31 protein-coding genes and 1 other RNA gene are annotated in these 24047 nt (G+C 71.8%); 12 read left to right on the forward strand and 20 right to left on the reverse strand.

Annotation, left to right across the window (positions count from 1 at the left end):
• Positions 1-150 precede the first annotated feature (150 nt).
• The 5 genes from BLW78_RS20055 to BLW78_RS20075 form a co-directional block, all read right to left on the reverse strand.
• Positions 151-543: a CopM family metallochaperone gene (locus BLW78_RS20055; RefSeq protein WP_091681661.1), complete on the reverse strand. Its 393-nt coding sequence runs from the start codon at positions 541-543 to the stop codon at positions 151-153.
• A 22-nt stretch (positions 544-565) separates the two neighbouring features.
• Positions 566-931, reverse strand: a complete 366-nt coding sequence (locus tag BLW78_RS20060) for a hypothetical protein (protein ID WP_091681663.1) — start codon at positions 929-931, stop codon at positions 566-568.
• Between the two features lie 42 nt (positions 932-973).
• Positions 974-4123 (reverse strand): efflux RND transporter permease subunit, encoded by a 3150-nt coding sequence (locus BLW78_RS20065; protein WP_091681665.1) that lies wholly within the window; start codon positions 4121-4123, stop codon positions 974-976.
• Positions 4124-4134: 11 nt separating this feature from the next.
• Entirely contained in the window at positions 4135-5868 is a 1734-nt protein-coding gene (locus BLW78_RS20070) for an efflux RND transporter periplasmic adaptor subunit (RefSeq protein WP_091681666.1), read from the reverse strand.
• A gap of 86 nt (positions 5869-5954) precedes the next feature.
• Positions 5955-6404 (reverse strand): hypothetical protein, encoded by a 450-nt coding sequence (locus BLW78_RS20075; RefSeq protein WP_091681668.1) that lies wholly within the window; start codon positions 6402-6404, stop codon positions 5955-5957.
• A gap of 792 nt (positions 6405-7196) precedes the next feature.
• Here BLW78_RS20075 and chrA point away from each other — a divergent pair.
• The gene (gene chrA, locus BLW78_RS20085; RefSeq protein WP_020094873.1) at positions 7197-8372 is read left to right on the forward strand and encodes a chromate efflux transporter; all 1176 of its coding nucleotides are present in this window, start codon (positions 7197-7199) and stop codon (positions 8370-8372) included.
• A gap of 347 nt (positions 8373-8719) precedes the next feature.
• Here chrA and BLW78_RS30950 read toward each other — a convergent pair whose 3' ends face one another.
• Positions 8720-8923, reverse strand: coding sequence for a hypothetical protein (locus BLW78_RS30950; RefSeq protein ID WP_128083351.1), 204 nt, complete (start codon positions 8921-8923; stop codon positions 8720-8722).
• 410 nt (positions 8924-9333) lie between these two features.
• On the opposite strand from BLW78_RS30950, the gene BLW78_RS20090 reads away from it, so the two are divergent.
• Complete coding sequence (locus BLW78_RS20090) at positions 9334-10773, forward strand: 8'-apo-carotenoid 13,14-cleaving dioxygenase (RefSeq protein WP_091681670.1); 1440 nt, start codon at positions 9334-9336, stop codon at positions 10771-10773.
• A gap of 41 nt (positions 10774-10814) precedes the next feature.
• Here BLW78_RS20090 and BLW78_RS20095 read toward each other — a convergent pair whose 3' ends face one another.
• Entirely contained in the window at positions 10815-11450 is a 636-nt protein-coding gene (locus BLW78_RS20095) for a class I SAM-dependent methyltransferase (protein ID WP_091681671.1), read from the reverse strand.
• A 107-nt stretch (positions 11451-11557) separates the two neighbouring features.
• Positions 11558-11923, reverse strand: coding sequence for a hypothetical protein (locus BLW78_RS30955; protein ID WP_139307702.1), 366 nt, complete (start codon positions 11921-11923; stop codon positions 11558-11560).
• Between the two features lie 77 nt (positions 11924-12000).
• On the opposite strand from BLW78_RS30955, the gene BLW78_RS20100 reads away from it, so the two are divergent.
• The 7 genes from BLW78_RS20100 to BLW78_RS20130 all read left to right on the forward strand — a co-directional run bounded on the left by BLW78_RS20100 (position 12001) and on the right by BLW78_RS20130 (position 15075).
• Positions 12001-12210, forward strand: coding sequence for a cold-shock protein (locus BLW78_RS20100; protein WP_012329763.1), 210 nt, complete (start codon positions 12001-12003; stop codon positions 12208-12210).
• Positions 12211-12318: 108 nt separating this feature from the next.
• The gene (locus tag BLW78_RS20105; RefSeq protein ID WP_043712997.1) at positions 12319-12681 is read left to right on the forward strand and encodes a DUF6481 family protein; all 363 of its coding nucleotides are present in this window, start codon (positions 12319-12321) and stop codon (positions 12679-12681) included.
• Positions 12682-12735: 54 nt separating this feature from the next.
• Positions 12736-12930, forward strand: a complete 195-nt coding sequence (locus tag BLW78_RS20110) for a hypothetical protein (RefSeq protein WP_020094878.1) — start codon at positions 12736-12738, stop codon at positions 12928-12930.
• Positions 12931-13050: 120 nt separating this feature from the next.
• A complete protein-coding gene (locus tag BLW78_RS20115; protein WP_020094879.1) occupies positions 13051-13326 on the forward strand; it encodes a hypothetical protein in 276 nt (91 codons plus the stop codon).
• Between the two features lie 196 nt (positions 13327-13522).
• On the forward strand, positions 13523-13741 hold the full coding sequence (locus BLW78_RS20120; protein WP_020094880.1) for a hypothetical protein: 219 nt from the start codon (positions 13523-13525) through the stop codon (positions 13739-13741).
• Between the two features lie 430 nt (positions 13742-14171).
• On the forward strand, positions 14172-14516 hold the full coding sequence (locus tag BLW78_RS20125) for a hypothetical protein (RefSeq protein ID WP_091681673.1): 345 nt from the start codon (positions 14172-14174) through the stop codon (positions 14514-14516).
• Positions 14517-14706: 190 nt separating this feature from the next.
• On the forward strand, positions 14707-15075 hold the full coding sequence (locus tag BLW78_RS20130; protein WP_020094882.1) for a hypothetical protein: 369 nt from the start codon (positions 14707-14709) through the stop codon (positions 15073-15075).
• Between the two features lie 73 nt (positions 15076-15148).
• Here the strand turns inward: BLW78_RS20130 and BLW78_RS20135 are convergent, their stop codons facing one another.
• The 9 genes from BLW78_RS20135 to BLW78_RS20170 form a co-directional block, all read right to left on the reverse strand.
• On the reverse strand, positions 15149-15421 hold the full coding sequence (locus BLW78_RS20135) for a hypothetical protein (RefSeq protein ID WP_128083350.1): 273 nt from the start codon (positions 15419-15421) through the stop codon (positions 15149-15151).
• An 11-nt stretch (positions 15422-15432) separates the two neighbouring features.
• The gene (locus BLW78_RS20140; protein WP_020094884.1) at positions 15433-15642 is read right to left on the reverse strand and encodes a hypothetical protein; all 210 of its coding nucleotides are present in this window, start codon (positions 15640-15642) and stop codon (positions 15433-15435) included.
• Between the two features lie 66 nt (positions 15643-15708).
• Positions 15709-15840, reverse strand: a complete 132-nt coding sequence (locus tag BLW78_RS32070) for a hypothetical protein (RefSeq protein ID WP_267965807.1) — start codon at positions 15838-15840, stop codon at positions 15709-15711.
• A 43-nt stretch (positions 15841-15883) separates the two neighbouring features.
• On the reverse strand, positions 15884-16162 hold the full coding sequence (locus BLW78_RS20145) for a hypothetical protein (RefSeq protein ID WP_091681675.1): 279 nt from the start codon (positions 16160-16162) through the stop codon (positions 15884-15886).
• A 278-nt stretch (positions 16163-16440) separates the two neighbouring features.
• Positions 16441-17697 carry an extracellular catalytic domain type 1 short-chain-length polyhydroxyalkanoate depolymerase gene (locus BLW78_RS20150; RefSeq protein WP_091681677.1) on the reverse strand — a complete coding sequence of 419 codons (1257 nt, stop codon included), beginning with the start codon at positions 17695-17697 and terminating at the stop codon, positions 16441-16443.
• 72 nt (positions 17698-17769) lie between these two features.
• Positions 17770-18189: a CopG family transcriptional regulator gene (locus BLW78_RS20155; RefSeq protein WP_091681679.1), complete on the reverse strand. Its 420-nt coding sequence runs from the start codon at positions 18187-18189 to the stop codon at positions 17770-17772.
• A 229-nt stretch (positions 18190-18418) separates the two neighbouring features.
• Entirely contained in the window at positions 18419-19108 is a 690-nt protein-coding gene (locus BLW78_RS20160; RefSeq protein ID WP_091681680.1) for a hypothetical protein, read from the reverse strand.
• A gap of 154 nt (positions 19109-19262) precedes the next feature.
• Positions 19263-19484: a hypothetical protein gene (locus BLW78_RS20165; RefSeq protein ID WP_020094889.1), complete on the reverse strand. Its 222-nt coding sequence runs from the start codon at positions 19482-19484 to the stop codon at positions 19263-19265.
• A gap of 104 nt (positions 19485-19588) precedes the next feature.
• Entirely contained in the window at positions 19589-20413 is an 825-nt protein-coding gene (locus BLW78_RS20170; RefSeq protein ID WP_020094890.1) for a cobalamin B12-binding domain-containing protein, read from the reverse strand.
• Positions 20414-20802: 389 nt separating this feature from the next.
• Between BLW78_RS20170 and BLW78_RS20175 the strand changes: the two genes are divergently transcribed.
• Positions 20803-21033: a DUF6894 family protein gene (locus BLW78_RS20175; RefSeq protein ID WP_020094891.1), complete on the forward strand. Its 231-nt coding sequence runs from the start codon at positions 20803-20805 to the stop codon at positions 21031-21033.
• A gap of 299 nt (positions 21034-21332) precedes the next feature.
• Here the strand turns inward: BLW78_RS20175 and BLW78_RS20180 are convergent, their stop codons facing one another.
• Both BLW78_RS20180 and ssrA read right to left on the reverse strand, forming a co-directional pair.
• Positions 21333-21626, reverse strand: a complete 294-nt coding sequence (locus tag BLW78_RS20180; RefSeq protein ID WP_056530538.1) for a hypothetical protein — start codon at positions 21624-21626, stop codon at positions 21333-21335.
• Positions 21627-21710: 84 nt separating this feature from the next.
• Positions 21711-22089, reverse strand: a transfer-messenger RNA (tmRNA) gene (ssrA, locus tag BLW78_RS20185).
• A gap of 137 nt (positions 22090-22226) precedes the next feature.
• On the opposite strand from ssrA, the gene BLW78_RS31465 reads away from it, so the two are divergent.
• Entirely contained in the window at positions 22227-22382 is a 156-nt protein-coding gene (locus tag BLW78_RS31465; protein ID WP_020094893.1) for a hypothetical protein, read from the forward strand.
• Positions 22383-22544: 162 nt separating this feature from the next.
• Positions 22545-23063, forward strand: coding sequence for a peptide-methionine (S)-S-oxide reductase MsrA (gene msrA, locus BLW78_RS20190; protein WP_026605211.1), 519 nt, complete (start codon positions 22545-22547; stop codon positions 23061-23063).
• A gap of 226 nt (positions 23064-23289) precedes the next feature.
• Here msrA and BLW78_RS20195 read toward each other — a convergent pair whose 3' ends face one another.
• Positions 23290-24045: an ABC transporter ATP-binding protein gene (locus BLW78_RS20195; protein ID WP_020094895.1), complete on the reverse strand. Its 756-nt coding sequence runs from the start codon at positions 24043-24045 to the stop codon at positions 23290-23292.
• Positions 24046-24047 lie beyond the last annotated feature (2 nt).

Here is a 24047-nt window from a genome sequence, read left to right on the forward strand (position 1 = left end):
GCTCGGCCGGGTCCCGGTCGCGCCGCCAGGGCGGGACCGGGCATTCCGTCCCGCGCCTGACCGGGAACGGCGCCCGCGTCAGGCGCGGGGTGATGCACCTCCATCGGGGCGGGTCGGGACCACCCCGGTCTCCGGTCCCGCCGCGGGCGGCTACTGGCCGTGCCGCTTCAGCCACGCCTCCATGTCGGAGATCTCCTTCTCCTGATCGTCGATGATCTTCTGCGCCATCGCCTTGGTGGCCGGATCCTTGGCGTGCTTCAGCGCGACCTTGGCCATGGCGACCGCGCCCCTGTGGTGCGGGATCATGTGCCTGCGGAAGTCGACGTCGGCATCGCCGGTGTAGGGGACGTCCATGTCCTTCATCATCGCCGTGTCGGCGGCCTTGAACGCCTTGGTCGAGGCATCGTCCTTCGGGTTGGGCTTCATCGAGCCCATGTCCTTGCCGGACATGGAGCCGTGGTCGTGCATGCCCTGCGCCAGGGCCGCCCCGGCCAGCCCGGTCGACAGCAGTGCGGCGGCGAGAAGGGTGCGGAGGTGCGTCATGGATCGTTCTCTCCCGGTGGGGTCAGTTGAACTTGCCGCTGGCGGTCGCGCCGTCCGGGCCGGTGAGCTGCACCGCGCCCTTGGGGCTCGCGCCGAGCGCGGTCGCGGCCTTGCCGGTCATGCGGTTGCCGTCGGCGGGCTCGAGCGGCACGCGGGTCGGCTTGCCGCCGACGACGAGGATGGCGGTGCCCTTGAAGCCGGCGGCCGGGACCGGCTTCTGGCCCTCGTCGGACAGGAACACGTCGACGGCCTCGCCCTTGGCGACGAGCTCGACGTGGAACCTGCCGGCATCCGTCACACGGCCGCCGTGCTGGCCGGCGGTCTCGTGGGCGCAGACGGCGGACGCGGCGAGGAGGACGGCGATCAGGGCCAGTCTCGGTAGGATCATCCCGGTTCTCCTGGGTTATGCGGGTCAGTTGGGTTGTGCGGGTCAGTAGGCCTCGGCCGGGCGCGGGCGCGCGCCGTCCGGGGATGGGTGGGCCGGCGTGTCGGCGTGGAGGGCGCGCAGCCGCTCCAGGGGCGCGCGGCCGAAGCGCAGGAACAGGACGGGGGTCAGGACGGTGTCGAGCAGCGTCGCGCTGACGAGGCCGCCGAAGATCGTCACCGCCACCGGGTGCAGGATCTCCTTGCCCGGGCTCGCCGGGTGGTAGAGCAGCGGCACCAGCGCGACGCCGGCGGCGAGCGCGGTCATCAGCACCGGGGTGAGCCGCTCCAGGCTGCCGCGCACCACGAGGTCGGGCCCGAACGGCACGCCCTCGTGCAGCGACAGGTTCAGGTAGTGGCTGATCTTCAGGATGCCGTTGCGCGCCGCGATGCCGGTCAGCGTGATGAAGCCGATCATCGACGCCACCGACAGCGGCTGCCCGGCCAGCCACAGGGCGACCACCGAGCCGATCAGCGCCAGAGGCACGTTGCCCATGATGATCAGGGCGAGCGCCGCCGACCTGTAGCGGCTGAACAGGATGGCGAAGACGAGCGCCAAGGACACCGCGGAGAGCACCGCGATGGTCCGGCTGGCCTCCTCCTGCGCCTGGAAGGTCCCCTCCAGGCTGGTGAAGAAGCCCGGTGGCAGCGGCTCTTTCGCCACCGCCTCGCGGATGGCCGCCACGACGGTGGCCATGTCGCGCCCGCCGTCGGTGTTGGCCTGCACCACGATGCGGCGCCGGGCGTTCTCGCGCAGGATCTGGTTCGGGCCGTCGGTCTCGCGGATGTCGGCCACCTGGCGCGCCGGCACCCAGCCCGAGGGCGTCTCCAGAAGGAGGTCGCCCAGGCCCGCGGTGGTCCGGCGGTCCTCGGACAGGCGCAGCACCACGTCGAAGCGGCGCACGCCGTCGACCACCGTCGAGACCACGCGCCCGTTCGAGAGGCGGCTGATCTGCTCGACCACGGCCGCGGGCTGCACCCCGTAGAGGGCCGCCCGCGTGTAGTCGACGCGGACCTCGAGCTGCGGGATGCGGACCTGGCGCTCGACCTGCAGGTCGGCGAGGCCGGGGATCGCCGCCATCCGGTCGCGCAGGGCGTTCGCGACCCGCCGCAGGGCGTCGAGATCCTCCCCGTACACCTTGAGCGCGATCTCGGCGCGCACGCCCGAGAGCATGTGGTCGAGCCGGTGCGAGATCGGCTGGCCGACGTTGACGGCGACCGGCAGGGCCGCGAGGCGCCCGCGGATGTCGGCGACCAGCGCCTCCTTCGGGCGCTCGGCACCCGCGTCGAGGGCCACCTCGATCTCGGAGGCATGGACGCCCTCGGCGTGCTCGTCGAGTTCGGCCCGCCCGGTGCGGCGGCCCACCGTCCTCACGCCCGGGATGTCGAGCAGCAGCTTCTCGGCGATCAGCCCGACCCGGTTGCTCTCGGCGAGCGAGATGCCCGGGTTGAAGGTCATGTTGACCGTGAATGAGCCCTCGTTGAACGGCGGCAGGAAGGCCCGCGGCAGGGTCCAGGCCGCGACGCCGGCGGCGACCACCGCGACCGCGACCGTGCCGACGAGCAGGCCCTGGTGCCGGAACGCGACCCGCAGCAGGGCGGCGTTGCCGCGTTTGAGCCGCTTCAGGAGTCGGCTGTCGTGCTCCTCCAGCGTCTTCAGGCCGGGCAGCAGCAGGGACGCCAGCACCGGGGTCAGGGTGATGGAGGTGAGCAGGCTCGCCAGGATGGAGATGATGTAGGCCTCGCCCAGCGGGGCGAAGAGGCGACCCTCGATGCCCGACAGGGCGAAGAGCGGCACGAACACCAAGATGATGATGAGCGTCGCGTAGACGATGCCCGAGCGGACCTCGTTCGAGGCCTCCACCACCACTTGGAGCACGCCTCTCGGGTTGCCCGCCCGCCGGTTGTCGCCGAGCCGTCGGTAGATGTTCTCCACGTCCACCACCGCGTCGTCGACGAGCTCGCCGATGGCGATGGCCAGCCCCCCGAGCGTCATCGTGTTGATGGACAGCCCGAACAGGTGGAACACCGCCGCGGTCGTCAGCACCGAGACCGGGATGGCGAGCAGCGAGATGGCCGTCGTCCGCACGTTCAGCAGGAAGGCGAACAGCACCACCGCCACCACCAGCACGGCCTCGACGAGGACGCGCGCGACGTTGCGGATCGAGGTCTCGATGAAGTCGGCCTGGCGGAACAGGATTCGGTCGGCCCTGATGCCGGACGGCAGGGTCGGTCCCATCTCCTTCAGGGCGGCCTCGATGCTGCGGGTGAGCCGCACCGTGTCGACGTCCGGCTGCTTCTCGACCGAGACGATGACCGCGGGTCGCGCCATGTAGCCGGCGTCGCCGCGCTTCACCTTCGCGGCGAACGAGACCTCGGCGACCTGCCTCAGGTGGACGGGCGCGTCGTTGACCGTCGCGACCACCAGGCTGCGCAGGTCGTCGAGGCTCATGGTCCGGCCGATGTTCCGGATCAGGTACTCGCGCGCGTTCTGGTCGGTGAAGCCGCCGCCGGCGTTGGTGCCGAACCGGGCGAGCGCCGCCTCGAGCTGCGCGTTCGTGACGGCGAGCGCGCGCATGGCGGCCGGGTTCGGGCTGACCCGGAACTGGCGCACCTCGCCGCCGATGGGGATGACCTGCGCGACGCCCGGGATGGTCAGCAGCCGCGGCCGGATCGTGAAGTCGGCGACCTCGCGCACCTGCATGGGGGTCGCGGTGTCGCCCGTGATCGCCACCAGCAGGATCTGGCCCATGATCGAGGAGATCGGGCCCATGACCGGGGTCACGCTCCGGGGCAGCTGGTCCTGCACCAGGGCGAGGCGCTCCGCGACCTGCTGCCGGTTCCGGTAGATGTCCGTGCCCCAGTCGAACTCGACGTAGGTGATGGACAATCCCACGCCCGAGACCGAGCGCACCCGGGTGACGCCCGGCAGCCCGTTCATCCGGGTCTCGATGGGGTAGGTGACGAGCTGCTCGACCTCCTGGGGCGCGTAGCCCTCGGCCTCCGTCATGATGGTGACGGTGGGCTTGTTGAGGTCGGGGAAGACGTCGACGGGCAGCTTGGTGGCGGTGAAGGCACCGTAGAGCACGAGCACCGCGGCGAGCGCGAGGACGAGCAGGCGGTTGCGGACCGATTGTCCGACGAGGACGGTGAACATCGGCGGATTCCTCAGCGGACCTGGTCGAGGAGTTCGGCGCCCTGCGTCACGACCCGCGTGCCGGGCCCGACCCCCTCCGCCACCAGCACCCGGCCGCCGTCGAGGGGCTCGACGCGGACCGGCCGCGCCTCGAAGCGCTCGGCGGTGGTGTGCTCGTAGACGACGTCCTGCCCGTTCCCCGCGCGCACGACCGCCGCGCGCGGCAGCGCCAGCCCGGCCTGCTCGGTGTCGGTCCCGGCGAGCACGGTGACGAACTGCCCGACCCGCAGGCCCGAGGCGTCGCCCTGGACGGCGAACTGCACCGGGATGGCCTGGTTGCGGTCGGCGAGGCCCGAACCCTGGTAGGCGAGCTTGAGGGTCCGGCCGTCGGCGAGCCGTGCCGTGGCGTCCTGCGCCGCCGCGAGGGCGTCGAAGCTCAGAGCCTCGACCCAGAGGCGGCCCGGGTCGACGACCTGGAAGACCATCTGCCCGGGGGTGGCCATCTGACCGGCCACCGCCGCGGCCTGCGCGACGACGCCGTCGACCGGCGCGACGAGCGGTTCCGGCTCACGCCTGATCCTGTCGAGGGCCGTCCGTCGGTCCTGCAGGCCCTTGAGCTCCGCCAGGGCGTCGTCGAGCTGGGTCTGGGCCACGGCGCCGGTCAGGGCGAGCCGCCTGTAGCGGTCGACCCGGCGCTCGACGATGGAGATCTGCTGGTCGAGATCCCCTTGCGTCTGGCGCATGTCGGAGACGTCGACGGCCTGGATCGGCGGTGTGACCGTGGCCAGGACCTCGCCCTTGCGCACCCGCGTGCCGAGGCGCGGGAACAGTCCCGAGGGCGGAGGCGACAGGCGACCGCCGACCGAGGACTGCACGACGCCGCTGGCGTTCGGGTCCGGGATGATGCGGCCGGGCAGCTCGACCGAGCGGTGGAAGCTGCCTTGCTCGGTCATCGTCGTGCGCAGGGCGAGCAGGCGCTGGGTGGGCTTCGGCACGAAGACGGATCCGTCGGGCAGGCGCTGCGCGAGATCCGACGCGGACGGCGCGGCCGGGCGCGTCCCGGTCAGCGCGGCCCCCCGCACGGGGGCTTCGCGGTCGTCGTCGCCGTGCGCGAAGGCGGCGGTACCCAGAACGAGGGTGATGCCGACGGCGATCAGCGCCGCCGTCGGGACGCCGCGGCGGCCCCGCGCGAGCGCGGTGACGAGGACGCCGAGCAGGAAGGCGACGGCGACCGCGCCGACCAGGATCGGGTCCCCGGCGCCGAGGCGCTGGCGGACGCCACGGGCGACCTCCGACACGCGCGCGAGCGCCGCCCGTGCCGCGGCCGGCTCGGCGGGAATTGCGGCGCCGGCATCGGCCGGCACGGTCACCGTGACCGGCAGCACGTCGACCGCATCGCCGGCGGTGACCGTCGCGACGAGGTCGTGCCGGCCGGGCCTCGACAGCCACGGGGTCGGCAGCGTGTAGCCGCCCCCGGGCGTGGCGCTGGCGGTCCTCGGGCCCTCGGGGGTCTCGACCTCGATCGTCGCGCCGGTCACCGGCTCGTTCGTCCGGAAGCGGTCGAGGAACAGGGTCAGGGTGCCGTCGCGCGGGATGGCGACCAGCTCGAAGGCGTCGGAGAAGGCCTCGCCGCGCGGGGCGATGGTCTTCGAGACGGGGGGCTGGGCGGCGCCGTGGTCGTGGCCCTCGTGGGCGCGGGCGGGCCCCGCCAGGACGGCGGCGAGCAGCGCCACCGCGCCGAGGGCGGCGGCAAGACGGGTCGACATGGAAACGGTATCCTCGCGATGGGGATGCCGGGCGCGGCCACGGGCGGGCGCACCTCGGGCGTCGCGCGCCTCGGGCGCGCCTCATCTCACGCGCGGGTTCGTGGGGGCTCGGGCAGGGCCTCGGGGCCGAGGCCGGTGCGGCCGGCGACGTCGCCCGGGACCAGCGTGACGGCGCCGAACAGGTCCGGCGACAGGCCAGGGGGCCCCCCGAGGACGCCGGTGGCGCAGCAGGCCATCGTCCCGCAGCAGCGGGTCTCGCGGCCCGGACGACAGCACCCGTCCTCGGTCGGCTCGACGCGCGCCGCCGCGACGGTGGCGCGGGCGACCTTGGACCATGCCGGCGCCGCCGACCGGGCGGCGGGCGTCACCGGCACGGACGCGGCGACCGGGGCGACCGCCCTCGGCTGCGCTGCGGCCGCGCGGTGGCCGTGGTGGGCATGGCCCTCGTGGGCCTGGGCGGCGGACGGCGCGACGTAGGCGACGATCGCGAGGATCATCGCCGCCATCAGGCGCAGGATCTGCCGGTCCGGGCTCATGGGTACGGGATTACACCGGTTCCGGCGGCGGGACCATGTCCGCGGCCGGGACGTGGACGCCGACGTGAGATTCCGGTCGCTGCGGCGTCCCCTGGGGCCGCCGCGAGCACGGGCTCGGCCGGGAAGCCGGCCGCGGTGACGCGCTTCGTCGCCAGGTCGACCTCTATGTCGACCTCGATCCGGGCGCCGGGCGCGACGGCCTGCACGGCGCGGGTCACGGACCCGGCGCAGCCGCCGCGCCCCGTCTTCCCGACCTCGAAGCGGACCATGTGGCTCTCCTCCCGACGGTGTCCGGACGAGATGGGGCTTCCCACCGTTGGAAGGTCAAGGCCCGAGATCTGCCCAGCTTCGCGCCCATCGAAGGCCGAGCCTCGTCCGGTGCCATCCCGCCCGGCCGGGATGGTATCCCGCGCGGTTCGTCCCGCGCCCGGCCTCGCCGGCCTCGAGCGGAGCGGATCAGTCCCGCGAGCGCCCCAGGGCCGCTCCGCCTGTTCGCGAGGACGTGACGGACGCGCTCCCGGCACGCCCGCCTGCGAACCGCGGAAACCGGTTGGGTCATCCTGGTGCGCCTGCTGGTAGGCCGGGTGGTAAGCTTGGTAATACGCCCGGCGGTGTTCTTCCCGGACGGCATCCGGACGCGGCTCGACCCCGAGGTGCCCGGTGCCGGTCGTTGGACGCCAGCCACGCCCGCCCCTTCGCGACACGCCCGGACCCAGGCCGCCCATGACCGACGCCTCATCGTCCGCTGAGCCCGGGCGGCCCGAGTCCGCATCCGCACGCGCGCCCGGTTCCGTGGGAGAGGTCTTCCGCGCCTTCCTCAAGCTCGGATTGACCGCGTTCGGCGGCCCCATCGCGCACCTGGGCTACTTCCGCGACGAACTGGTCACCCGGCGCCGATGGCTGGACGAGCGCGGCTATGCCGACCTGGTGGCGCTGTGTCAGTTCCTGCCCGGGCCCGCCTCCAGCCAGGTCGGGTTCTCGCTCGGCGTGCTCCGCGGCGGCGGCCTCCTGGGCGGGCTCGCCGCCTGGGCGGGGTTCACGCTGCCCTCGGCCCTGCTGCTCCTGGCCTTCGCCTACGGCGCCGCGGCCCTGTCGGGTCCGGTCGCCGACGGCGTGATCCACGGTCTCAAGCTCGTCGCCGTGGCGGTCGTCGCGCAGGCGGTCTGGGGAATGGCCCGCTCCCTGGCACCGGACCGGCCGCGCGCCGGCATCGCGGTGGCGGCCCTGTTCCTCACGGTGTTCGTCGCGGGCTCGGTCGGGCAGCTCGGCGCCATCGCCCTCGGTGCCCTCGCCGGGCTCGTCCTCTGCCGGGCGGCACCGCAGGCGCAGGCGGGGCACCTCGCGGTCCCAGTGTCCCGGCGGGCCGGCGCCGCGGCGCTGGTCGCCTTCGCCCTGCTCCTCGTCGTGCCCCATCTGCTCGTCGCCGGCCTGCCATCCCAGGGCCTGGCGCTGTTCGACGCCTTCTACCGCTCCGGCTCCCTGGTGTTCGGCGGCGGCCACGTGGTGCTGCCGCTGCTGCAGGCCGAGGTGGTCGCGCCGGGCTGGGTCGGCCCCGGCACCTTCCTCGCCGGGTACGGCGCCGCCCAGGCCGTGCCCGGCCCGCTGTTCACGTTCGCGGCCTACCTCGGCGCGGTCGCGGGGCCGTCGCCCCACGGCGTGGTCGGCGCGGCCATCGCGTTGGTCGCGATCTTCCTGCCGGGCGTGCTCCTGGTCTACGGCACGCTGCCCTACTGGGACGCGTTCCGGACGCGTCCGCTGGCCCAGGCTGCGATGCGCGGGACCAACGCGGCGGTGGTCGGAATCCTCGGTTCCGCGCTCTACGATCCCGTCTGGAGCAGCGCGGTCGGCAACCCCCGCGATTTCGCCGTGGCCGTGCTGGCGTTCGTGCTGCTGACGGTCGGTCGGGTGGCGCCGTGGATCGTCGTCGCGCTCACGGCCCTGGGCGGTGTCGCCCTCGCCTCGCTCTGACCGGAGCCGCCCTGACCCGATCGGCCCGCTCGACCCGGCCGACCTGAACCCGAGCGACTTGGACCCGACCAACTTGGACCCGTCCTGGCCGGTGCGACCGGGAGGATCGGCTTCGACCGAGGGAGCCGGACATGCGGCGCGGTCGGAAGACGAGCGCGGAACAGGTGGTGCTGACGCTGCGCCGGATCGCGGTGCGGAACGGAACTGCCCCGTCGCGGAGCTTCGCTTCGGCTGCGCGCCCAGACCGGCGGCATCGCCGGCGGCAGCGGCGTCGGCCCCGGCCGCGACGGGCGGGCCCTGTGGGCCTGGAATGCGTCACAGGGCCCGCCACCTTCGAGGCGCCTCGGCTACGGCTTGTTGGCGGGAGCCGGATTCGTCGTCGTGGCCGGAGGCGCAGGGTTCGCCGGCGCCGTGCCGGCGGGAGGCGGAGGCGGCGGGGGGGTCTCGGCCTTCTTCTCGTCCTTGCAGGCCGTGAGCGCGAGCAAGCCGACGAGCGGCAGCAGATAGCGAATTCGCATGAGCGTTCCTCCTGTCTGGGCGATGTAGGCCATGAGGAACGTCACCCGGCCGCTGTTCGATCCAGCGCGCCGCGAGCCCGGCCCCTCGGACGATGCCGATTCATCGCGGGTCGCGGCGAGGCACGGCCACCGGCCCGATCCCGCGGGCCGGCAGGTCGGAACGACGCGGAGCGGACATCGCGAGAGCCGGCCTCGGGTCGGGAAGAGGCGCGGCGGCAACGTCCGCGACCCTGGATCGCCGCGCGGAGGCGGACCGTCGCGAGACCACCCGCGTGCGTCACGCGCGCCGCCTCCGGTCGCAGCGGCATCCGGCAGCACGCCGCCTCACCGCTTTCGGCTATACTGCGCCGTGAAGCGCGTGCGGCGGCCTCCCATGGCGAGGACCCGGACGGCCTCGCGTCGATGTCGCTCCTGCCCGCCGCCCCATCCTGGAAGCGCTGCCGATGCCGAATCGAGTCCAGTCGGCCTTCCGCGCGGCCGCCGAGTTCGGCGTCGGCCTGGTGGCGGCCTGCAACCGGCTGCGGCTGCCCAGGGCGGCGAATCCCTTCGTCGTCGGTGTCCACGCGCCGATGCGCGCGGAGCTGACGCTGGAGAACCTGCCGGTCACCGGGACGATCCCGCCCGGCCTCGACGGCCTCTATCTCAAGATGGGGGCGAACCCCGTCCGCGCGGCGATGCGGGGCCACGACTGGTTCCTCGGCGACGGCATGGTGCACGGTCTCGCGCTCGAGGGCGGCAGGGCGCTGTGGTATCGCAACCGCTGGATCGGCTCGCGCACGGCCGCCGCGGCGCTCGAGCGGCCCGCGGCGCCCGGGCCGCGGCGGGGCGGCAACGACACCGTCAACACCAACGTCGTCGCGATCGGCGACCGGATCTTCGCGGTGGTGGAGGCCGGCAGCTTCCCGGTCGAACTCTCGCCCACCCTGGAGGCGCAGCGCTACAACCCGTTCGACGGGACGCTGGCCGGCTCCTTCAGCGGGCACCCGCACCGCGACCCGCTGACCGGCGAGACGCACGCCGTCGCGTATGACGGCCGCGTCTGGGACAGCGTGCGCCACGTCGTCCTCGCCCCGAGCGGGCGGGTCGTGCGCGATGTGCCGGTCGCGGTCGCGCACGGCCCCTGCATCCACGATTGCGCGATCACGGCGCGCTTCGTGATCGTGCTGGACCTGCCGGTCACGTTCTCGTTCCGGGCCCTGCTCGCCGGGTACCGCTTCCCGTTCCGCTGGAACCCCGGCCACGGGGCCCGTGTCGGCCTCCTCCCGCGTCAGGGCGACGGCGCCGACATCGTCTGGTGCGCCGTCGAGCCCTGCTTCGTGTTCCACACCGCCAACGCCTACGACGACGCGGACGGGCGGGTGATCCTCGATGTCGTCGCCTACGGGACGGTGTTCGCCTCGGCCGCCGGCGGGCTCGACGCGCCGGGCCGGCTCGAGCGCTGGATCATCGACCCGTCGACCGGTCGGGTCGAGCGGCGCGTGATCGACGCGGCGGCGCAGGAATTCCCCCGCATCGATGAGCGGCGCCTCGGGCAGCGCCACCGCTACGTCTACACGGTCAGCGTGCCGGCCGACGGCAACACGCAGCTCGCCGGTGCGACGCAGCTCTACAAGCACGACCTCGAGACGGGCGCGCGCCACGTGCACGATTTCGGTCCCGGTCACGTCCCGGGGGAGTTCGTCTTCGTGCCGGCGCGGACCGGGGCCGATGAGGACGAGGGCTGGCTCGTCGGGCTCGTGATCGACACCGCCGGCGACGTGACCGACTTCACCGTCCTCGACGCGCGGGCGTTCGACGCCCCTCCCCTCGCCCGGATCCGCCTCGGGCACCGGATCCCCCCGGGCTTCCACGGCAACTGGTTCCCGGCGCGCGCGCCGGCCTGAGAGACCGGGTGCGGTCCCGGTGACGGCCGCATCCGGACCGATCAGGCCGCGGCCGTCCAGCCAACCACCGCCGTCACGGGGTCGCCGGGACCTCCCGCGGGCTTGAGGACGCGCCGCTCGACGCGGGCGAAGCCGGCGCGCTGGAGGTACAGGCCGACGAGCTGGGCATGTCCCCCACCGTCGAGGGCACTCCAGATGGCCACGGCCTTGGTCGGGAAGCAGCGGTTCGAGAAGCTGATCACCGCCGGAGCGCCGGGGCGCAGCAGGCGCGCGACCTCGGACAGGACGGAAACGGGGCGCTGGAGATACTGGACCGAGACGCAGATCAGCGCGGCGTCGACGCAGGCCGTGTCGAGCGGCAGGCGCGGCTCGGCGTTGAGGTCCTGCACGAAATGCCGGGTCAGGCGCGGGTTGGCGGCGAGTTCGGCGGCGTTCAGGCCGTGACCGGTGACGCTGGCATACGCGACCTCGTCCGGCAGGTGGCTGACCCAGCTCGACATCAGGTCGAGGACGTCGCCACCCGCCGGCACGATCGCCCTGTAGAGGTCGGTGACCGCCGCCACCGCGGCGGCATCGATATGGGTCACGAAGCGCGGTTGCGCGTAGAAGGCGGGATCGGGATCGCGGTCGTGCTTGGCGAACGCCTCCGGGGGAAAGTCCGGCAGATCCTGGGTCATCGTAGCGCGCTTCCGGATCTGACGGCGCGCCGGCTCCCAGAACCGGCGCGCGAATCGTGGATTGCGTGCGCGTGTAGAGAGAGCCGGGACGCCCCGCGGCCAGGTGTTCACGTCGCCGCATCCGCGCCGTGGCGCGGACGGCAACACGGGTCGGAGCCGACATTGCCGCCGCTTGTCCGCCCCGCTGGCGCGGCCCTGCTCATCACGCGCGACCGGCCGTCGACACTGCCGGAGATCGGGCGGCCGAACGCGGGACCGCACGGGAACCGGCAAGCCGCTTCGTCCGAGCCGTTCACGGGAAACGCCCCGCGAAGTTTCAGGATAAATAATCGCCGCACAAATCGGCGTGAAACGCGCAATTTCTCAATGTACTTGTCATCGACACGTCGATGGCGTACAGATATGAAATCGATTTTTGGCCAGGTATCCGGCCGTATCGCCTCAACAGGGCGAGCGTTCTGCATCTCTCCCATTTTCGACATCCGGCGACCGGGCGCGTGTGATCCATGCGCCCGCCCTATCTATTTGCCTTCACTGACATGGAATACCTATGACCATCGGCACCGTTAAATGGTTCAACGACACCAAGGGCTTCGGCTTCATCCAGCCGGATGACGGCGGCAAGGACGTGTTCGTCCACATCTCGGCCGTCGAGCGCGCCGGCATGCAAGGCCTGAACGAGGGCCAGAAGGTCTCCTACGAGATGGAGACCGACCGGAGGACCGGCAAGCAGTCGGCCGGCAGCCTTCAGGCGGCCTGAGTCTCACGCGTCCACTCGTGACGCGCTTCGAAGCCGTTCCTACCGCGGAGCGGCTTCATCCATGTCTCGCCACCGGGGGCTGACGTCCGGTGCGCCCACGGAGAGTTCGTGAAGCCTTTGAAAACCGATCACCTCGTCGATCGTCTCGCGGAGACGGCCAGAGCGCGGCAGGCCACACTGGCCCGGTTCCGGGCACGCCCGGCGGCCGATGATCCGGTCGTCCTCGCTCGGCAAGCCGCGCGGCGCGCGGTCGTCCAGGCCCGGGACCTGCGGGCGACCGAACGGGAAGCCGTTCGTCTGGCCGCCGAGATCGAGCGTGAGGCTGAGGTCCAGGCCGCGCAGGCCCGCGCCGAGGCCGAGTCAGACCGTCTGGCCGCCGAGAAGGCGGAGCAGCAGGTTGCCCGCGCTGCCGAACAGAAGGCGGCACGCGACGCGCGATTCGCGGCCCGCAAGGCGCGTGCACGCCGCTAGCACGCCGCTAGGTCGAACCCAGCCCGCGCGCGCCATCACTCCGGAGGACGACCCATGTCTCACAAGTTCAAGATCGGCCAGCATGTCCGGCAGCTGGGGATCAGCTACGCTGGCAGTAAGAGCACCGTCGACGGCCTCTTCGAGGTGGTCCGCCTGACGCCGGACGATCGTTCCGGCGAGCCGACTTACCGCATCAAGTCCGCGAGCGGCGAGCGCGCCGTGCGGGAAGGCGAACTCACGCCCGCCTGAACCGTCTCGGGCGGTCGGGCCCGCGGGGGACGACGCGACGTCCCGTGACGCGCATCCGCCATGGTGCACCGGCCCGGCGGAAGGCGTCCGGATGGACCGAGATCGAGGCCTTTGCGATCCATGACGACGACGAAGGACATCCACCCGGCCGATGCGGCGATGATCGAACCCAATCAGACGGCCTTCATCCTCAAGGTGACGCGGCCCGACGACGCGGAGCTGTCGGGCCGATTGGTCATGTTCTACGCCGCGATTACCACCTCGGAGGACGAGGCGCTGGCCATCGTGCGCCGCGCGGTGAAAGCCGATGCGGAGGTCGAGCCGACGGGCGTCCGCCTCTCTCAGCAGACCGCCAGCGCACTCGATCTGGAAGCGGGCCTCGCGCGGGCGCTCTGACACGACGGCCCCCTGGCCCGGCCACACCGCGGGATCGCGCGGAGAAGCCGAAGTGCGACCCTCATAACTCACGAGGTCTTCCATCCGCGCCGATTCCCCGAGCCGATCTGCGGCCCCGACCGGGGTCACGGCCGCGTTGGACCTCCGGGCAGGACAGCGCGTTGTGGCAGGCGGCGGTGAGCGGAGGACGTCTGCCATGAACATCGAACGCTTCGCGGAAACCGAGACGACGCTCGCCGTCGCGGACCGCCTCTGGCGCGCCGAGATGCGTCGCGCCTTCGGACCCGATGCGGTCCTGCTCCACGGCTTCGGCGCGGAGCGTCAGGGCGCACCGGGCACGCGGTTGCGCACGGCCTTCGAGGCGAGACGGAGCGCGATCGCGGCGTGGCGGCACGCGCGGCGCCCGGCCGCCTGAGCCACCCGCCTGCGGGATCGGGCGCCGCTTGGCACGGCCCGTCGTCGAAGCGCCCGGCACGCGCCGCGAAGACGCCGTTCCTGGCGCGCAGCACCCGCCGCCCTCTCGGTCCGGCCCGATCGCGGAGCGGCATCCCGGACGGGGGACGCGAACAGCGGCCGCCGGCACGGTATGAGGGCGATGCGGCTCCGCGGGCTGTGCAGCGACCGACGGTTGCGCAGCCCCCTCGCCTCTCCGAGATCAGCACCATCGCCGCCGCACGACGGCAATCGAGGACAGACCGATCGCAAGCGAAGCACGAGCCCGCGGCGTCCCGAGCCGGGACGCCCCGCGCGTTCCCGAGCGCACCGTCCCCGGCCGGTCATGCGGTTCCTGCACGGTGTGCTGCCGTGCTCTGGCGATCCCTGCCCTCGACAAGCCGGCAGGGATCGTGTGCCGGCACAACACCGGAACGGGCTGCGGGATCTACAGCGAACGCCCGGAGGCCTGTGCCCGGTGGTACTGCCTCTGGCGCAAGATCGACGTCCTGCCCGACGCGCTCAGGCCCGATCGATCGGGCGTGATGTTCTCACTGGATATCCGCTCGCCCGCGGCCGATGTGGCGGATGCGGCCTGCATCGTCGGGCGTGCAGTCGAGGGCGTGCACGCCTTCGACCGGCCGGACGTGATCGAGGCGTTCGCCATGTTCGTGCGCGAGGGCTCCTGGCCCGTGTGGCAGGCGACCGAACACGACACGACCCTGGTGCATCCGGGTCCGCAGATTTCTCCGCCGTGACCGTCGGCTGTGCGGGCACGGCCGGGTGCCGGGACGCGCGACGACTCGGTGGGCGCGCGGCGTCCGGCCCCCGTCCCGGCATACCGCGGCTCCTAATTGTCTCCGAAGTCGTATATTTAAGATCAGGGCGCGACGCGATGTGCTATGTATCCGCACGGGCACGCATTCGCCGCCCGCTCAGGAGATTCCGATGACCATCGTCCGGTGGCTGATCTCCAGAACGATCCAGTTTTTTCTTGGCAGCGCGCAGGAGCGCAGGTCCGATGCGATCGCCAAGCGAAAGGAAGCCGGGACCTTCGAGGGGGCATCGGCGAGCAAGGGCCGGGATTTCGAAGCCAACTACGCCGCGGCAGCTCAGCTCCTCAGAACGCGGATCGATCGGGAATTCCCCGACGCCTACTACGCGCGGCTGAGTTCCGGGAGAAACAGCTCCTACGATTACGGGCAGGATCGCGCGCTGGCCATCGACACCATGTCGATCGCCATAGCGATGGCGTTGCGGAACGGCGCCACCGTTCCGCAGGCGGCCGCGGCCGGGGCGGCGAGTATCGGCATCTGACGGGAGGCGCGGGACATTCGTGCCTCGGAGGACCGGGTCGCGCTCCCGCGGTCGCTCGGCCAGCGGCGGCGCGTCACGCCGTCGTGGCACCGGCCATGTCGCGGGTCCGCTCGATCATCGCGAGGAGGACCGTGTGAAAGGCTTCCTGCTCGCGCGAGCGGGAGCCCGCCCGCGTCGCGCACGCGAGTTCGGCACGGAGCCCGTCGAGGGCCGCCGCGCGTCGCTCCGCACCGTCTTCACGCAGGACGAGTCGCAGCAGGATATCTTGGGCGGCCGCGAGATCGGCCGGGTCCGCCCGGACGATGAGCGCTCCCAGAGCCTCCAAGCACGTCTCACGATCAGTCATGCGCACATCCATCAGGGAGCGAGCGGCAGAGACGACGTCGGCATCAGGCCCTCGACGCGCAGCTTCAATCGAGTGGCCCTGATCGTCTCGATGGAGCGCCACGAAATATTCCGGGCCAGGCCCTCGGTTTCCAGATCCGTGAGCTGATCGATCAGCCGCCCGCTCTCGAGGAGGCCGGGTCGCTGCGCCATACGGACGACCAACCTGGTCAGCTTCCGCATCACCGGGCACGGCCGGGGTTGGCCGGGCTCTACCACGCGGCTTGGCCGTGACGCGCGAACATCGCGTCAGACCTTCCGGGGCGGCTTCGTGGCCGCCGCGACGGAGCCCTTGACGGAGGGCGCCGACGCGTTGGTCTTGGGCACAGACTTCTTCGGCTTCTTGGCTTCGCGATTTCCGCGCTTCTGTTCCGCTGCCATGATCTCGCTCCTGGATACGGTGACAGCCCCGACGACGTCGTCCTCACCGTTCGGGCGTCGGCTGGTCTGGAAGCAACCGGATCGCGGTCGCGACCGGGGTCTCGAACAGGCCGAAGACGGCAACGAGGCGGTCGCTTGCCCAGAGTTCGGCATGATGCCCCGCGATCAGACCCGCTGCCTGCCGCTTGGCGTCGCCGTCGTTGCGCGCTGTGATGACGCAAGTCGTGAGCACGCCACCGGTCGGGGCGAGCCGGTGGACCTGATAGGCGCGGCGCGCGTGTCGTGAGCGCGGCTTGGCGGGAAACGTGATGAGGTCTGCCACGCGCGCCTGTCCGTTGCAGGCGGGGGCATGGACCCTCAGCCACCGGAGCCTGGATCAACCGATCCGGTGATGGCAACACTCTGCGCTCTCACGGCCGACAAAGATAGCCCTGACCGGACGGGCGTCGCGCCCGGCGCGCGACGCGGCGGGCCCGCTCGAGACCTGCGCCCAGCGCCCGTTGGATGATCGGGACGGACGCGAGCGCGCCGACCGGTTGCGATCGAAGCGGTCTGTCCCGTGATCCGGCCGGGCCGATGCGGCCGACCGGCCGGCAACATTCAGGGTCTGGCACCGGCGGCGCGCGCGTGCTCCAGGAAGAAGCGGATCATCTCCTGGCTCGCGTCCGGTCCGCGCGGGTCGGTGAACGAGCCGGCCGGGCTGCCGCCCGACCACGCGTGCCCGGCTCCGTGCAGAACCCACTGCTCCACGATGGCGCGGCCGGACGCGTCCGAACGGACGGTGCGGGTGTAGTCCACCCCGTCCGGTGTCCGGCCCTGGGTCACCGCTGTGCGGAGTTCCGGGTCCGACGGCCCCTGAGCGGCCACGCGATCGCCGTTGGCCGCGTGCACCGTGCGGTCGCGGTCGCCGTGGAACACGATCAGCGGCACGGCGTGGCGTTGTCCCGTCGCGCGCGCGCCGTCCCCCTTCATGGCCGCGAAGGCCGAGGGCACGTCCCGGGCGGAGCCGCAGGCCAGGCCGGAATGGACGCCGATCGCCGCGAACAGGTCGGGGTAGGTCATCGCCAGGATCGCGGCGGCAGCCCCGCCCGCCGACAGGCCCGCCGCGTAGACCCGCCTGTCATCGGCCGAGAACTCCGCGATCACCTGCCGGACGATGCCGGCGATCAGGGCGGGCTCGCCGCCCTCCCGCTGCTGGTCGCCGGGCTCGTACCAGTTCCAGCACCGCTGCATGTTGGCCGAGCGCGGCTGCTCCGGATAGACCACCAGGACGCTGCGCGCCTCCGCGACCGCGTTCATCCGCGTGCCTGCGGCGAAGTCGTCCGGGTTCTGCGTGCAGCCGTGCAGCATCACCACGACGGGCAGGGCCTGGCCGGTGTAGCCGCTCGGTACGTAGACCTTGTAGTTTCGGGTCCCGGCCACGCCGGTGAACGTGCGGGCCTCGAAGCGTGCCCCCTCCGGAAGCCGGGGCGCGGCCGGCGTCGCGCCGTCCCGCCCGTCGCGATCCGTGCCGATGCCGGCCTTCGCCAGCGCCTCCTGGACGGTGCGCATCACGGTGCCGGCGATGTCGCCCGCGGATCCGGCGTGGGGATGCTGGCCCGGACGTTCTCCGGCCGTCTCCGGCGCGACCCAGGCTTCGCCGGGAGCGGAGGGCGCGACCATGTCGAGGATGTCGGCCGCGTCCGCGCTCGGCGCACCCGTCTCGGCGGCGCTCCGGGCCGCCCCCGACCACAGCCTGAAGGCTGCGGCCTGGCGCTCCTGAAGCCTGGCCATCGCCTCCGCGGCGCGGGCGGCACGGGCGGGGTCGACCTTCGGGAACGCGAAGCGCGTGAAGGCGGTCTTCGTGGCGTGATCCATGGGACGGGTCCTGGCTGAGCGGGAAGCGGGCGCGGCGGGGTCCGGCCGCGTCGGCGGGGAGAGGTGGCGGCGTCAGCTCGTCCGGTCGGCGAGCGCCGCCTTGACCGCGGGACTAGCCTGGAAGGCGCCGAGCACCTCGACCGAGGCGATGGCGGCGCGCGCCAGTTCGGGCGTGACGTCGAGGGCGATGCTGGCCAGCCCGAGCACCTGGATGTGCAGCGGCGCGCCCGCGTCGCGCGCCGCCTCGAGCGCCTGCTTCGTGTAGTGCGACAGGCCCAGGCTGAGCTGCTTCCGGCTAACCGATTGCCTGACGGCCTCGCCCTGGCGCTCGATCTGATTGCGCACGGCGGTGCGGATGAAATCGGCACGGTTGGCGTAGAAGCCGTCGCGCACCATCAGGTCGATATGGCCGAGGTCGACGAAACCGAGGTTGAGCGTGATCTTCTCGCTGTCAGGCAGCCTGGGTCGCAGATCGTGCACCTTGTCGGCCATGTGAACCATCCATACGCCATCCGGTTGGATGGTCTGTAGATGGTGCGCAGATACGGCGGCGCAAGGGTTGCCGGTGACGACTCCAATCCGAGGGGCCGATCGCGACGTCTTCGAGGATGCGCGGAACTGCCTCGAGGACAGGAACAGCGCCGCGTCGGATCGAACCGCGGCAGGGCGCGGCCCTGCCAGGTCTCGCCACGAGAAATCGATTCCGGACCCGGTCGGGTCGTCAGCTTTGAGGCCGGCGCGCGGTCGGTGCGGCCTCGTCCCATTCGCGATCCTGCTCCGCCAGCAGGGCGGCGCGACGGGCGGCCGCGCTCGCGGCGTCGCACGACGGTGCCGCCCGGGCCTCCTCCAGGGGACGCGAAGGCACCGGATCGGACGCGCGAGCGAGGCGGGTGAGTGCGGCGACGACGTGGTCCACGTCACCGGATGTCACGGCGCCTGTCCGGAGGAGCCCGAGACGCGAACACGTGGCGATGTCCGCACAGGATGCGTCCGCGAAGCGGAGCGCCGCGATCTGATCCGCCGCGAGGGGCAGGCATCCGGCCGGCAGCCCGCGCAGCCGGCCGAGCCGCCGCGCCCGCGTGGCCTCGGGTGTGTGCATCTCCCGCGCGCCCGGAAGCCAGCGCGCCAGCACGTCGAGGATGAAGTGCCGGACGCGCTCGACGCGGACGGGACCGAACTTCCTGATCGTGGCGATCGCGACCGGTGAAGACTGGGCCAGATGACCGAGATCCGGGAATCCGGCCTTCCGCAGGCGGGCGCGCAGGGACGCCGTCAGCAGGCCGCGCCCAAAGCCCTCGGCCGACAGACGCCGGATCGTGTCCGGGGACAGGTCGTCGAAGAGGGGAAGGCGGGCGCCGACCTCGGCCATGAGGCTGTCGGACCAGACGGCGCGGAGGGATCGGTCGGGCATCACCGCGGCCGATAGGGCACTTGCCGGGTGTCCGCAACGAACCGTCACCGCGGGCCCGACGGACGGGCGCCGAAACGGACCGTCGGACGCGGCATCGCTGGTCGCTCGCGACCGGCCCTGCCCCGCGCGTCGCCGCGGAAACCGTCCGATCAGACTACGATCTCACCGCGGTCAGTTCCTGGAGAGCGCAGTCGATCGCCCGGATGATCTGCTCGCTGGTTCGAACCACGGCAGCGTCTCGCGATAGAGCGACGACCGCTTGCTGCAACGCCCGAAACTGATCGAGCCGAATGGCCGGATCGAGACCGCGCGCGACGGCCGACTGTACGAGGCCGCGGACGAATTCACGCGCCAATTGCTCGTCGAACTCGTGCAAATTCTGGATCTCTGCCTCTCAACCGCGACACGTCTAACACCGTCCGGATGAGAAGGGATCCGCGCAGCAGCGAGTCGCCGAATCCGGCGCCTGGCCGCACGGCGTCATCGCGCGAGGGTGGCCTCCGCGATCCGGACGGCCGATTGCGCGTCCGCGGCGACGGCGTCCGCGCCGACGACACGGGCGCTGGCAGGCTCCCGCACGAAGAGCGGCCCGCCGACGATGACGCGCAGGTCCGGGTTGCACGACGCGGCGCGCAGTTTCGCCACGGACACCGCCATCACCGGCAGGAGGATGTCGCAGGACAGCGAGATGCCGACCAGATCGAACTGTTCGGCGCGGACCAAGCTGGCGGGGTCCTCGTCCGCTCCGTTGGTCAGGACCACGTCCCACCCCGCCTCGCGGAAGAAGCTCGCCACGAGCGCGAGGCTGAAGAGATGGGTCTCACCGGGACAGGGCATCAGCAGGACGCGGCGACCGTTCGCCGTCACGTCCACGCCCTCCAGATCCGCACACAGGGCGCGGGTCAGGTTCTGGAGGCGACCGAGCGCGAGCGCCACGTCGAGGAAGTCGGCGGCATCGTCTTCCCAGAGCTCGCCCAGATACCGCGCCGCGGGTGCGAACAGGTCGAGCAGCAGGGCATCCAGCGATAAGCCCTCTTCCAAGAGCGCGCGCACCCACTCGGCGTGCGGTTCGCCCTCCATCAGCGCTTGAGCGAGAGAGGCGACGCGCTCAGGCGTCGGTGATCGCGTTGTCGACGCGGGCGACGGCGGATCCGCCCGATGCGCGAGCGCCAGACGCGGCAGGATCTCGTCCTCGACGATCCGGGCGAGACCGGCCTGGATGATGGCCGAGTTGCGTTTGGCCGCTCCGTGAACGGACCAAGTCCGTCGGTCGACGCGGGCGCGCGCGACACCGATACCGGCCATTTCAGGCATTGGCTCCCCCGCCGACGCGGCACTATATGTTTTGTATCGGCACTAGGCAACTCGATTAGCGAACTATAATTCCGATCGCGGACGGATGATTGTGGCTACAGCCTGACGGAACACACGCGCGCCGCGACCGGTGCGGGCTGTACAGGTCGGTACCGGCACAGAACTGCCGCCTCGGATGACGGTTCCCGTCAATCCGGCACGGCGGACAGGGCGCTCCGGAGCGAACGATCTCTTCACCGAGAGAGCCGGTCGTTCCGCGCCGCGGCGATTGATCCAGGTGAGTGCCCGCGCGCCGCGTTTGTGCGAGCGTAGACGATTGTGGGCTCGGCGGCCGGTGACCGCGTGATGCGCGCTGCTATGTCCAGTCGGCGGAGAGCCCGATGCCGCGATATTTCATCGTCACATCCGATCACATCACGGTCAAGGACGACGAAGGCGTGCAACTTTCCGGTCGGGACGCGCTGCGCGACACCCTTCGCCGGCTGCTGACCGACATCCTGCGCGATGAGGGCTATCGCACCGAGGTGAACGCGTTCACCGCTCAAGCCTACGACGAAGCGGGCAAGCTCGTGATGAGCGCGAGCGCCAGCTTCTCGGCGACAGATGTGTAGGTTGCAGCCTGTCCGTCGCCGAGGCGCGCGGGCGCTCCGTGGCCGCGGAGGCAGATCGGGTTCTCGCTGATCGACGGTGCGGCGGGTACAAGATCAGGGATGACGGAAGGCCTGCCGCGCTCGGCTGGTTTCACCGGCGGTCACCCCGATTTCCTTGTCCTCGGCCGGGATCGCGGTCTCAACATTCCCGAGACGGAGCTTAGCCCAGGAAGATGGCGAGCAGTTCGCCGGGGACTGTCGCCGTGCGCGGACCGCCTGGAAGGGCCCGCGCCCGGCGGCAGGCACATCCGCGGAGTGCCTCAGTCGCGCGCCGCCTCGACGCTGGCGCGATCGACCACGGCGCGCAGCGCCTCACCGCCCTCCATGGCGAACCAGGCCCGCAACATGTCCGTCGTCTCCGGCGTGTCGCCGGGCCGCTCGCGGAACAGGTCGGCGCAGCGAGCCAGCTCGCGCGCCACGAAGATTTCCAGGAAGGCCGCACCGCGGGTTCTCGCGAGTTCGGCGAGAGCGTCCTCCAAGACGCGCCGCATCATCTCGCCGACCATGGCCGAGATGTAGACGGCCTCCGCGCTGCCCTGTTCGGGCTCGTTCAAGCAAGTCTCCGATCTGCCCGGACGCGACCCCGAACTGAACAACGGGCAGACGATAAAGGCGGGTCCCGAGGCCGAAGCCTCGGGTTCTGTTGCTAGGCGTACCCACGCCCCGGAAGATTACGCCGCGAGGCGCATCTCCATGCCGACGTTGTCGTTGGCATTTAGAGTTTTGGTCAGGTGCCCGGAACGAGGGTTGCCCGCGCCGAGCCGGTCGAGTCCTTACCGAAAGCCGCATCTTACCCTGCCGAGGCAGGGCAGAACTCGCGATCCCTTTACCGCCCAGTCGAACCTGTTTCACCCCCAGCAGAAGCACCCTGGCAGCGCGCGATCCGCAACGCCGGACGCTCGCCCTCGTCCCCGCGCGGTATCCGGGGCAAGATGCTTCTGGTGGAGGCGCCGGGTACCGCCCCCGGGTCCTGAAGCGTTATTACGAACCGGTCATCAACCTCGCAGCCACCGTAACCCATCCCGGCCCGCCGGTCCATCGCGTGCACGCAGCGATCCTGGCCGGACATCGGTGGCGCCGCGGCCGCCGCGTGCCCATATGCGTGCGATCCCTCCGCGCAATTCCGTGCTCTGGGCCACGAAGCGGAGGCCGAGATGGCACGCGAACTCAAGACCGGCAAAGCGCAGGGCGTCACGCCCGAGGACTTCAACGAGCGCGTGAAGCGGCTCCTCGCCGACAAGCCGGATCCCCGCAAGGCCGAACCGGCGCGGAAGAATTTCAAGGTCAACAAGCCGCTCGTGCGGAGCTGACAGACCGCTTCGGAGACGTTCGCCCGGCAGCGAACGTCTTCTCGGAACCCCGCGCGTGCTCGTGCAGGCATCGCAGGCATGGCAAGCTACGAGGCCGCAGCGCGAAGCGCCTCGGGATCCCTATATCTGCGCGATCAGTGGAACGGCTCAGGAGGAGCGACGATGGAAACCGAGAGGGCGGTGCTGGCCGGTGGTTGCTTCTGGGGCATGCAGGACCTCATCCGGCGCCAGGAGGGCGTCGTGTCGACCCGCGTCGGCTACACGGGCGGCGACGTGCCGAACGCGACCTACCGCAACCACGGCACCCATGCCGAGGCCATCGAGATCATCTACGACCCGGCGCGGACGAGTTTCCGGCGCATGCTGGAATTCTTCTTTCAGATCCACGACCCGACGACGCCGAACCGCCAGGGCAACGACAGGGGCCCGAGCTATCGTTCGGCCATCTTCTACACCGACGAGGGCCAGCGCCGCGTCGCCGAGGAGACCATCGCCGACGTCGACGCTTCCGGCCTGTGGCCGGGCAAGGTCGTGACCGAAGTGGCGCCGGCCGGCCCGTTCTGGGAGGCCGAGCCGGAGCATCAGGACTACCTGGAACGGCGTCCCGACGGGTATACCTGCCACTTCATCAGGCCCAACTGGGTGCTGCCCGCGCGCGCGCCCGCCACCCAGAGCGCGTAGGCTTATCGGCCCGAGGCCGCCGGACAGTCGGCGGTCTCGGGCCTCACGGTCGCGACGGTACCGCCGGGGGCCGCGGAGACGCGCCGGTCGTGACGCTGGCGGGCTCGCGGGCCGAGGCGCGTCCGACCGCTGCCGGACCGCCGCGTCGCGGACGCCATTCCGTCCGGCGGTGGTTGCGCGCGCTGCACCGCGCGAGCGACGAAGTCGCCGACGAGGCCCGGTGCGGTCAGCCCGCGAGTTCGGGCCTCGTCCGTCCGCCGAGATAGGCCGACCGGATCTCGTCGTTGGCCCAGAGGGCGTCGGGGGCGCCCTGCAGGACGAGCCGGCCCGTCTCCAGCACGTAGCCCCGATCGGCGACCGAGAGCCCCATCCGGGCGTTCTGCTCCACCAGCAGCACGGTGGTCCCGCGGCGCCGCACCTCGGCGATGATCGCGAACACCGCCTGGACGATCACGGGGGCCAAGCCGAGCGAGGGCTCGTCGAGGAGCAGGATGCGGGGCTTGGCCATCAGGCCGCGCGCGAGGGCCACCATCTGGAGCTGGCCGCCCGACAGCGTCCAGCCCAGGGCGTCGCCGAACCGGCGGATGTCCGGGAAGAGGTCGAACATCGCCTCGACCTCGTCGCGCAGCGCCCGCTTGCCGAGGCCGGCGCGGTTGGACGCGCCCAGCATGATGTTCTCGCGCACCGTGAGCCCCGGGAAGACCCGGCGCCCCTCCGGGACGTGGGCGACGCCGAGCCGCACGATCGCCTCGGGCTTCAGGCCCTCCAGCGGCCGCCCCTCCAGCAGGATCGTGCCGGCGGCGGGCCGCACCAGCCCGGAGATCGCCTTGAGGGTCGTCGACTTGCCGGCGCCGTTGGACCCCAGCAGCGTCACCACCTCCCCGGCTCCGACCGAGAAGGACAGGCCGCGCACCGCCTCGATCTCGCCGTAGCGGACGACCAGGTCGCGGATCTCGAGGAGTGGCGTGGCGGGCGTCGTCATCG

Source organism: Methylobacterium sp. 275MFSha3.1 (genome assembly GCF_900108435.1).
Lineage (GTDB): Bacteria > Pseudomonadota > Alphaproteobacteria > Rhizobiales > Beijerinckiaceae > Methylobacterium.